At 53.1% G+C, this 9,785-nt stretch carries 6 protein-coding genes; all 6 read right to left on the bottom strand.

The window, feature by feature from the left end:
* Nucleotides 1–90: 90 nt before the first annotated feature.
* Nucleotides 91–3,252 (bottom strand): efflux RND transporter permease subunit, encoded by a 3,162-nt coding sequence (locus LAT75_RS13915; protein WP_291483285.1) that lies wholly within the window; start codon nt 3,250–3,252, stop codon nt 91–93.
* A gap of 54 nt (nt 3,253–3,306) precedes the next feature.
* Nucleotides 3,307–4,431 carry an HlyD family efflux transporter periplasmic adaptor subunit gene (locus tag LAT75_RS13910; RefSeq protein ID WP_291483284.1) on the bottom strand — a complete coding sequence of 375 codons (1,125 nt, stop codon included), beginning with the start codon at nt 4,429–4,431 and terminating at the stop codon, nt 3,307–3,309.
* A gap of 114 nt (nt 4,432–4,545) precedes the next feature.
* Complete coding sequence (locus LAT75_RS13905; protein ID WP_291483283.1) at nt 4,546–4,851, bottom strand: DUF1294 domain-containing protein; 306 nt, start codon at nt 4,849–4,851, stop codon at nt 4,546–4,548.
* An 86-nt stretch (nt 4,852–4,937) separates the two neighbouring features.
* Nucleotides 4,938–6,875, bottom strand: a complete 1,938-nt coding sequence (locus LAT75_RS13900) for a PAS domain S-box protein (protein WP_291483282.1) — start codon at nt 6,873–6,875, stop codon at nt 4,938–4,940.
* 84 nt (nt 6,876–6,959) lie between these two features.
* Nucleotides 6,960–8,465: a PAS domain-containing protein gene (locus tag LAT75_RS13895; RefSeq protein ID WP_291483281.1), complete on the bottom strand. Its 1,506-nt coding sequence runs from the start codon at nt 8,463–8,465 to the stop codon at nt 6,960–6,962.
* A 231-nt stretch (nt 8,466–8,696) separates the two neighbouring features.
* On the bottom strand, nt 8,697–9,785 hold a 1,089-nt coding region (locus LAT75_RS13890; protein ID WP_291483280.1), incomplete at its 5' end, for a PAS domain S-box protein.

Genomic DNA, 9,785 nt, shown 5'->3' with positions numbered 1-9,785 from the left:
GTGCGGGCGAGGGACCCATCACCCCGATAAAAAGACAGAAAAACGCGAAGAACAGGCCTGAACCCGCTTGAGATGGAAAATGGGGGCGGTTCATCGGAGTTCGGATTTTAGGGTTTCAATGTTTTTGAGCTCGATGCGCGCGGTTTCTACTTCCTCTTTGGTGGGCCATTGCCGGCGGATGAGCGCTGTGCCGCCCCGCTTGATGTGGTTGGCCAGCACCATGAGGCAGGGCGCGAGGGCGAGGGTGAGGAAGGTGCCGAAGAGTAGCCCGTAGAAGACGGTTACGGCCGTTGGCTTGAGGAATTGCGCCCCGATGGAGGTGCCGAGCAGCAGCGGCGTGAGGCCCGCCGCCGTTGTGATGGCCGTGAGCATGATCGGCTTGAAGCGCGAAAGCGCCGCCCGGTAGAGCGAGGCCGCAAAGCCGCGGCCGAGCTTCAGGTTTTCGTTGAAGCTTGAGAGCAGCACGAACATGTTGTTGAGCAGAATCCCGATGAGGGCGATCATCCCCAAAAAGGAAAAAATGCTCAGCGGGATGCCGGAAATCACGTGCCCCCAGGCTACGCCCACAATCACGAAGGGCAGAATGGCGATGGTGACCAGCGTTTGCGTGATGGAGCGGCCGTTGAGCAGAATCATGAACAGCATGATGAGCAGAATTACGGGACCGGCTTTGGCGGCTGAATCGGTGGTGTCGGCCGATTGGCGCGCCTGCCCTTCGAAGGTGAACTCAACGAAGGGGTACTGTTCCTGAATTTCGGGCAGGATGCGGCCCTGAATCATGCCGAGCACGGCCGGCACCGGAATATCGAGGGAGGCCACATCGGCTTCCACGCTGATTTCGCGCCGGGCATCGCGCCGGTTGATGAGCACAACGGTATCGCGCTCTTCGATTTCGGCGAGGTCGCGCAGGAAGAAGGTGCCGCCGTTGGGGCCAAGTATGCGCATGGATTCGAGGCTTGCGGGGGTAGAGCGCGTTTCTTCGTCGTAGCGCACCCAAACCTTTACTTCCTCATCGCCGCGCTGCAGGCTTTGGGCTTCAATGCCGAAAAAGGCCTGCCGCACCTGATTGGTGATGTCCTGCAGGGTGAAGCCCAGCAGCTCTGCCTGCGGCCTGAGGCGGAGGTTGAACTCCCGCTGACCGATCTGATCGTTGTCGATTACGTCGATGATGGTGTCCTCGGCGGAAAGCCTGCTCACGAGCATGGCCTTCACCTCCCGCAGTTCGTCGAGGTCGTCGTAGCGGTGAATCATGGAGATGGAAATCGGCTTGCCGAAAGCGTTGCCGGTGCCGAAGGAGATGTTCTCGGCTTCGGGTACGTCTCCCACCTCTTCCCGGATCTGCCCGGCGATGAAGAAGGCGAGGAAGTCGCGGTCTTCGGGCTTAGTGAGCGTTACCTGCAGGCGCCCGGTGTTGGTCTGCGGACCAATAATGCGCTGTACGTAGCGGATGGGGGAGTTGCCGCCGGCCTGTTCGGTGAGGCGGGCATCAACACGGGCTACGGCCTCTTCGATTTCCATGAGGATGTCTTCGGTTACGGCATCAGCCGTGCCGGCGGGCAGGCGGAGGCTTACGGAAAGCTCATCGAACTCGATGTTAGGGAAGAAGGTGCCGGTGATGGTTCCGCTGCGGAAGCCGCCGATGGTTACGATGAAGAGCCCGACCACGGTGAGGATCACCACAAACGGAAAGCGCAGCCCGAAGCGGAGGGAGGGCGCGTAAAATTTATTGAGGATGGCCTTAAACATGCGGTCAAAGCCTTTTTCGAAGCGGTTGGGCTTGTTGGCTTTGCGCAGGGATTTAGAGTTGGCGATAAGGGCGGGAAGCAGGAAGAAGCCGACCACGAGCGCCACGATGTTGGAGGCAATCACCACGAAGGAGATGTCAGAGAAGAACTCGCCCAAGCGTCCGTCGATGAAGAAGAACAGAGAGAAGGCCGCCACAGTTGTGGTGAAGGAGAGCATGAGCGGGGCCACCAGCTCCATGGTGCCGTCGATAGCGGCGTTGATGGCATCCTTGCCGCGCTCGAACTGCTGATAGATGTTTTCCGAAACCACGACACCGTAGTCCACCAGAATTCCGAGTACGAGAATGACCCCGAACATGGAGAGCTGATTAATGGTGATGCCCCAAAGGCCGGCAAAGATGAGCATGCCGAGCAGGGCAACCGGGATTTGCAGCGATACCCAGAGCGCAAGCCGGAAGTTCAGGAAGATGCCGAGCACAATTACAACGAGCAGCGCACCCTGCCAGGCGTTGTCGGCCAGGATCTGAATCCGCTCTTCGAGGGCGTCGGCCCGGTCGTTGATGATGATGGCCCGCACATCGTCGCGGCCTTCGTTGAAGGCTGCGAGGTAGCCGCGCAGGAAGTTTACGGTATCGAGGATGTCTTCATCAGCGGTGTTATCCACGCGGATGCTTACGGCAGGCTCGCCGTTGAGGAAGCGGCGGTTGGGCGATTCGGCGAAGCGGTTCTGCACCCGTGCGATGTCGCCAAGCCTCACCTGTGCGCCATCGGGCGTTGCGCGGATGAGGATGTTTTCCATGTCCTGTGCGTAGAACACGCGGGCGTCGGCTTTGAGCTGAATTTCCTCGCGGCCGGTGCGGATGGTGCCGCCGAAAAGCTCGATGTTGGCTGCGGCAACGGCCCGGCTCACGTCGGGCAGGGTGAGCCCGAAAGCCCGCAGGGTTTCTTCGCGGATGGTGATCTCGATTTCCTCGTCGGGGTATCCTTCGAGCGTCACTTTTGAGATGCCCGGCTGATTGAGCAGGTCGCTTTCGATTTCCCGCGCGATGTCTTTGATTACGGTGAGCGGCTGATTTCCGCTGAGGGCGATGGTCATGGCATCGGTGAGCACTTCCACCTTGTACACCACGGGGTCTTCCATGGTGGAGGGGAAGGTCGTGATCTGATCGACGGCGTTTTGGATGTCGAGGAGCACATCATCCGGGTTAATCCGCTCGCGCAGCTCCACCGAAATGCTGGCGAAGTTGTTCTGCGAAACGGAGGTGAAGCGGTCGATACCGCTCACGCCCCGGAGGTTGTCCTCAATTTTGGCGACGGCGGCTTCCTCGATTTCAGAAGGGGAAGCCCCGACCCAGGTGATGTCGATGTTTATAAAACTGACGGATTCGGCCGGGAAGAAGGAGTAGCGCATGTTGGAGAAAAACAGCGCGCCCAAAATCACAATAAGGACAAGGGTGAAATTGACGACCGATTTGTAGCTGATGAAGTAGGCAATGAGTTGTTTCATGAAGACCGGTACGGGTGCAGGATTTTATGTGATAGGGTGATGGGTGATGCGGGCCTATTCGGCGGCCCGAACACGTGTACCTGCAAGCCGTGTGGTTCCGGCGCGGAGCTCAATGACCTGATCGGCGGAGGACAGACCGCGGATGAGCACGGTGTCGGTATTGAAGAAAACGGGCTCAACCCGGCGGTGCGTGGCAAGGCCGTCTTCGATTACCATTACGGTGTTGTCGCGGGTGAGCAGGTGCCGGGGGATTTGGGTAACATCGGGCAGGGTGCGGCCTTCGATGCGGCCTTCAAGGTAGAGGCCCTCGCGCAGGGCGGGCGACTGCACTTCCACAAAAACGGGAAACGCCTGCGTTGCGGGGTCAACCGAGCGGCCGATGCGGGTAATGCGCCCGCTGAGGGGCTCCGAAAGGGCTTGGGAGCGGAGGCTCACCGTGCTGCCGGTCTGTACAAAATCGAGCTCGCTGAGGCTGATGAAGGTTTCCAGCTCGTAGGTGTCGCCGAAGAATTCGCCGAGCTTGGCGCCCGGTGAAATGAGCGTGCCGGGGAAGGCGTCGGCCATGCGCAGCTCGCCGCTGAAGGGGGCACGGACCGTGAACTTGCTCAGGCGTTCTTCAGCTGCACGGATGGCGAAAAACTGACCGAAGATGTCGTTGCCGGAAAAGAAGAAGCGCTCGGTGCGGCCGGTAATTTCGGGAAGTTCAGGCAGGGTTTGGCCCGGAGTGATGGCTTCGGTGTAGGCCGCCCAGGTTTCGAAGCGGTCGGGAAAATCGAGCCGGATGGCGGGCAGAAGGGCCGAAAGGGCCGACTGAAACCGGCTTTGCTGTGCCGCGAGGTTCATGCGGGCTTCGGTGTCGTCGAGGCGCATCAGCACTTCGCCTGCCCTGAACCGGTTACCGGTGCGGAAGGGGCGGGCACCGCTTTGCAGTACGCCCTGCACTTCGCTGAAGAGCTCGATGCGCTGCACAGAGCGAACCCGGCCTGTAATGCGGATTTCGGTGGTGAAGTCGCCGGGCGTGAAACGTAGTACCGGAACCTCATGAACGGTGTCCTGAGGGGGGAGGTCGCCTGCCTCAGGCCGGTCGGGCAGCAGGGCCAGCAATATGAAGGTGATGATAAGGATTCCGGCGGCCGTGCCGTAGGCGGCCAAACGCTGACGCTTTTTCTGCTTGCTCATGTAATTGGGCTAAAATGAATTAGGGTGGGAACGGGCAGATAAACAGCCACCCCCGGATAATCGTTTGATTAGCGGCCGGCTGTTTGTTCAATCCCCGGGAGTTCCCTGAATCACTCACACCCGCAGATAGGGGCCGGAGCTTTCATCCTTCATCAAAAAACGAAGTGTTGCCAGGTTGAGCAGCAGCAGCAGCGGTACCCCGATAAAAAATTTGGGCTTGCGGATTTTGTGGCGCTGCAGCAGCATGCCTGTGCCAATGCCTGCACTGCCGCCGGCTGCTGCGATCAGCATCAGCTGTGTTTCGGCAATCCGCCATTCCTGTTTTACGGCCTGCGTTTTGTCGAATTCCATGAGCCGGTACCCGTGCAGGTTAAGCAGCACAAACAGAACTATGAGGATGATGCGTTTGTAAACAATCATGGTCGCCACAGCTTGGGTTAAGGTGTGCAGGTTAAATGCGGAGACCGCGAATCAGACGGGTATGGCAGCAATGGCAGAAAAGCCGTTCACTCCGCAAGCGGCAGGTTAATGGTGAAGGTTGTGCCTTTGCCTGCTTCGCTTTCTACACGGATGGTTCCGCCCATATTTTCCAGCTGACTTTTTGCAAGAAACAGACCCACACCCCTGGAATCGGGATGTTTGTGGAAGGTTTTATACATGCCAAAAATTTTGTGACCGTGCCGCTTAAGATCAATGCCGAGGCCGTTGTCTTCAAAAGTGATGCAGGCGTAGCCGTTTTTTGCAGAGGCTTTAATGGTGAGGTAGCTGTCGCGTTCGGGTGAGCTGTACTTGGCCGCATTGGTGATCAGGTTAAGCAAAACGCTGTTCAGGTAGGCCGGGTTGCCCTGAACCATAAGGTCGTCGGGTACATCGGTGTTAATGGTGAGTCCGCTTCTGCGGGTTTGCACGCTTACACTGTCAATGTTTTTTTTGAGCAGTTTTTTGAGCGGGAGTATTTCAAAAAAAGAGTCTGAGAGGTTTATTTTAACCACCTCGGTAAGATCTTCGATGGTATCATCCAGGTTTTCGGCTGCTTTCAGCAGCATTTGCGGTATCTCTTCATCAAAGATGCCGGGCTCTTTTTCCTGCCAAAGCTCCAAAAGGCCGGAAATGCCAACCGCGTGTGATCTCAGGTTGTGCGAGGCAATATGGGCAAAGTTTTTGAGGCGTTCATTCTGCGATTCTGTAATCTGCAGCAGGCTGCGCATTTCTGACTCGGTCTTCTTTTGCTCGCTGATATCAGTAAGGACGCCCAGAAAACCGATGATTTCATCCTGCCGGTGTATAGCTGTAACTGAAACTATACTCGGGAAAATGCTGCCGTCTTTCCTTTTTATCGTCCACTGAATGCTTTCAGCCATACCCTTTCGGGCTTTAAAAACGAAGGTCTCAAAACCTTCAACCGTTTCCCCGTATTGTTCGCTCAGCGCAAGCGCCCTTGCTTCTATTTCTTCCTGTAAATGGAAAAGTGCCGGGCTTGCATGATTCACCAGTTCTGTTTCAGTATAGCCCAGCATACGTTCAGCACCGCTGTTAACCCATGTGATGGTTCCGCTGTTGTTCGTAGCAACGGTTCCAACCTGTGTGCTTGCATCCAGGGTTGCCTGAAGATTGGCAAGGGCTTCTTCGAGCTTAAGCCGCTGCGCTTTGCGTTCCGAAATATCCTCAATAAACGACCATACAAGCGACCTTCCGTTAAGATCTTCGATGAGTTTGCCGCGCATCTGCACGGGGTACCGGCTGCCGTCTTTCCTGATGTACTCCTTTTCATAAGGCGCGAATGCGCCCCTTGCTTTCATTACCTTGTTGATCCGGGACTCGTTGCCGGTGTATTCCGGCGGGGTGAGGTCCTGATTGGTGAGGCCGAGGAGCTCATCTTTTGAAAAACCAGAGTACTCAATCAGCTTTTCGTTTGCATCAATAAAAGAGCCTGTTTCAAAGTCAGTTAAGGCAATACCAATAGGGGAAAGTTTAAAAAGTGCACCAAGCAGATTCTGCTGATAGGTCAGCTTTTGCTGCTGTTCTTTTAGTTTTGTGATGTTGACGTGTGCGCCCACAATTCTTACAGGCTGCCAGTCTTCATCCCACTCGATAACTTTTCCGGTACAGATTACCCAAACCGTTGAGCCGTCTTTATGGTGGTAGCGAACCTCTGCATAGTAGGGCGATTTGCCGCGGCTTGATATGTGATCTTCATACACGCGGAAAACCTTTTCGAGATCCTCCTCAAAGATGATCTCCTGCCATGCTTCGGGCGTATTTTCCATCTCGTAATCTTTGTAGCCAAACATCTTTTTGAAGCCGGGGCTCAGGTATTCGGTGTTATCTTTTACGTACCAGTCCCAATAGCCTGCCATGGTTTGTTCCAGAATCTGCTCATAAAGCCAGCGCTGTGCTTCCAGTTTGCCGGCGGCCTCTTTTTGCGCAGTAACATCTGCCTGCACACCAAAATGCCCGGTAATGCGCCCCTCACTGTCGTACAGGCAGATATAATCACCATCTATGATGATGGGGGTGCCGTCCAGTTTTTATTCGCGGGTTTCAACATGCCATTTTCCTTTGTCGAACAAGCCGCGCCAGATATACCGGCCGTGTTTTATATCGTGTGCGAAAAGATCAGAGGGCGTAAGCCCCAGGAACTGCTCTTCCGTTGCCCCATACTGATCAAGCATAGCCTGATTCACTTTTGTAATGCGCTGATGCGTCATCACGTAATCAAGCAGGGCTTCTTTGTCGGCTTCGTCATCCCATTTTACAGGTTCGTCGAGCATGGCAAAGAAAAAGCCGGTAAACGACTGATTAAAAAAGCTGTTGAGCAGTTTTTCGTTTTCCTCAAGCCTGAGTTCGCTTTCTTTTTGGATGGTGTTATCGCTGATGTAAGCTCTTATTGCGACCGGTACACCGTCTGAATCTTGTATGAGCCTGCTTATGCCCCGAATCCATTTATACCCGCCTGTGGCTGTCTTGAACCGGTAAGTGATGTCGGGTTCGGTATCGTGGTTTTCAAGCAATTCATACGCAAAGTTTTCAAAAACAAGGGCGTCATCGGGGTGTATAAGCTCTAAATAGCGGAACCGGCCGTCCTTAAGCTCTTCAGGCCTGTAACCAAGAAGGCTATAAACATTTTCAGTAGCATAGGTTATCGGCCAGTTTTCGGCTATGCCGAACATGAGAATAGAAACCGGCCCGGAATCGAAGAAACCGTACTCCTGCCTGCGAATGAGTTCTGCTTTCTTTTTTTCGCTGATATCCTGAATAGACCCGATAATGACCTTGCGATTCCGTTTGTTTTCGAAAGGCCGGCCCGTAATTCTCACCCATTTCAGCCTGCCTTTGGCAGAAATAAGCCGGCAATCCAGTTCGTGGGGTGTTCCGTCAGCAATGGTTCGCTGAATAGCTTGTGTAATTTTAGGTCGGTCAGCAGGGTGAAAAAAATTAATGCCCTCCTGAAGCGTATTTTGGTGCGATTCGGGCAGGTCGTGAATGGCATAAACCTCGGAGGTCCAGATCATCCTGCCGTAATCAACGTCAAGCTCCCATGCTCCGATTTTGTTTGCTTTTTGGCTGAGGTTGAAAATCTCCTCAATTTTCAGAAGATGTTCCACTTTATCAACCAGCGCTGTATTGCTGTTTCTGGCTTTTATGAGGTTTGACGCCTGCCCGCAAAGCTTTTGCAATTGCCGGGTTTGGGGTTCGGTAAGGGCTTTTTCTTCTGTATGCAGCAGATGCATGGCTCCGTGAACAGTTTCCTCATCAGCTTTTGTGATACAGACTGTGGCAAGAAAAAAGCCTTCGGTACCGGTTTTTCTGAACTTAACCTTGTCTGCAAAGGGGGCTGATTTAATAAGGTTAATTTCCCCGTTAATGATGTTAAGCAGCCTGTCTGTCTGCAGATTCAAATCAGTTGTTTCACAGCCCGAAAGCAGTTCAAGCCGATCCTTATTCAGAACTGAAATGGCAGCAAAGGCTATCCCGCAAATATCAGCAGCTAATCCAGCGAGATTGCTGATACTTTGGTTTAGGACGTCTTCCATGAAATCATACAATAGTTTCCGTTGAAGCAAACAGCTTAAGGTGCAGTTTATTAATGCCCAACCCTTTTAAAATACCGGTTGCTGTTGCTGTTTGAAGTTTTATTAAAATAAGTTTAAAAAAAGGCCTGTTCAATATTAATGAAGCGCAGGCAGACCCGTTAAATCAAAAAAAAACGATATTAACTGCAGGGGCTGATCTTTCTTAAAGTTAAAGAAATGGTTCGCAATAATTTACCGCTCAAACTCGCTGTCGTTAGACATGCGCACCATGTCTTTTACAATTTCATCAAGCTCGAGGGCACTCGTTCTAAGCATTTCGAGCAGCTCTTTCTGCTGATGCAGGGTTTCTTCGGGGTAGCTGGTGATGAAATCTATCAATCCCAAAATATTAGCGACCGGCCGGCGCACTACGTGCGACTGATGCCAGGCGATATCCCGCAGGGTTTTGTTCTGTTTGAGGATAACATCCTGCTGTATCTTCAGCTCGGTAACATCCTGCAAGATAATAATGGTCGATTTCCTGCCGCCGCTGCTGAAATGGTTCAGGCTCATGAAAACAGCAATCTCATTGCCGTTTTTGGATAAGACGGCCTGAAAACCACCAATTCTTTTTACATTTTCTTGCGAGCGGATTCTGTTCCACAGTCTTTTGATATGGTCTGAATTGCTGCTGCCCGGAAGGAGTTTTACTGCTGATTCCCCCAAAATTTCCGGCTCTTCATAGCCAAACACCCGCTGAAATTCTTCATTCACAAACTGTATGTTTAGGTTTTCATCAACAATAAGCATGGGGTGTGGTACAGACTCGATGGTGCGCTGAAGTTTGTGCTCACTTTCCTTCAGCTGCTTTTCCTGTTTTTTACGCTCTGTATAGTCAATCCCTACACACTGAATTTCAGCCGGCTTGTTATTTAATCCGAAAACCACGGAAAAATCCCACAAGGTGAAGGCTTTGGTGCCGTCTTTGAGCGGCTTGCGCATATCAACCTGTATGACCTTGTATGGATTCGCCAGTAAATCGGTGATCGTATCTCTTACTTTTTGCTGGTCTTCAGGTGCGGTTGAACTCATGCAGTTCCTTCCCAGATAATCAATGGTTCTGGATTCATTGTTTTTGTACAGGAAACCAAAAACTTCGATGAATTTGGGATTGGCATAGGTATAATTGCCCGCAAGGTCAGTTCTGATTACATAGCAGGTTTGCAGCTCGAGCAGGCTTCGGGTGCGCATTTCCCTGAGGCGCAGTGTTTTAGTGCGGGAGCGGTGCAGGATTCCGATCGTAATGAGGCCCAGAAGGATGCAGAAGATGAAAAACCAGAT

Origin of the sequence: Cyclonatronum sp. (assembly GCF_022565315.1) — a bacterium.
Classification (GTDB): domain Bacteria; phylum Bacteroidota; class Rhodothermia; order Balneolales; family Cyclonatronaceae; genus Cyclonatronum.
Note: the sequence above shows the minus strand (reverse complement) of the source record. Positions and strands in the feature narration are given on the sequence as shown.

Bases quoted from the DNA above. Each gene is read 5' to 3' on its own strand.
- LAT75_RS13915 (WP_291483285.1), bottom strand. From the start codon at position 3,252: ATGAAACAACTCATTGCCTACTTCATCAGCTACAAATCGGTCGTCAAT.
- LAT75_RS13905 (WP_291483283.1), bottom strand. From the start codon at position 4,851: ATGATTGTTTACAAACGCATCATCCTCATAGTTCTGTTTGTGCTGCTT.
- LAT75_RS13895 (WP_291483281.1), bottom strand. From the start codon at position 8,465: ATGGAAGACGTCCTAAACCAAAGTATCAGCAATCTCGCTGGATTAGCT.
- LAT75_RS13910 (WP_291483284.1), bottom strand. From the start codon at position 4,431: ATGAGCAAGCAGAAAAAGCGTCAGCGTTTGGCCGCCTACGGCACGGCC.